The organism is Oleiphilus sp. HI0080 (genome assembly GCF_001635135.1).
Genome location: NZ_LWFU01000167.1, coordinates 1 through 410 on the forward strand (window position 1 = coordinate 1; position 410 = coordinate 410).

At 43.2% G+C, this 410-nt stretch carries 1 protein-coding gene; it reads left to right on the forward strand.

Going from position 1 to position 410, the window contains the following annotated elements:
- The coding region (locus tag A3751_RS01885; RefSeq protein ID WP_082862997.1) for a Rieske 2Fe-2S domain-containing protein at positions 1–357 on the forward strand (357 nt) is incomplete at its 5' end.
- Positions 358–410: the final 53 nt, after the last annotated feature.

Sequence of the window (410 nt, forward strand, 5' to 3'; positions counted from 1 at the left end):
GTCGGTTTTCTGCAAAGCCAAGGTGCTTTTATGTCTCATTACCATCACGTATGCTCACTGGAAGATCTCAAAAAAGCTCAAACTTTAGGTTATGAGATTGAGGATCATGAGGGCTTCTTGGTGATGAATAACACAAACGTGTTAGCGTATCGAAATAGCTGTCCTCACATTGGTATGAATCTGGAATTTTCTGAGAACACATTTCTAGAGCCCGATGGTAGATACATTCAATGTGCCATGCATGGAGCGCTTTTTGAGATCGACACAGGGCTTTGTATTCATGGGCCATGCCTAAATCAATACCTAGAGCCTGTGCAGGTCAAGGTAGAGGATGATCAGGTTTTGGTGAGCATATGATGAGATACACCTGCAAATGGGTAATCAGTCGCGCTACTTGCACAAAGTGATAG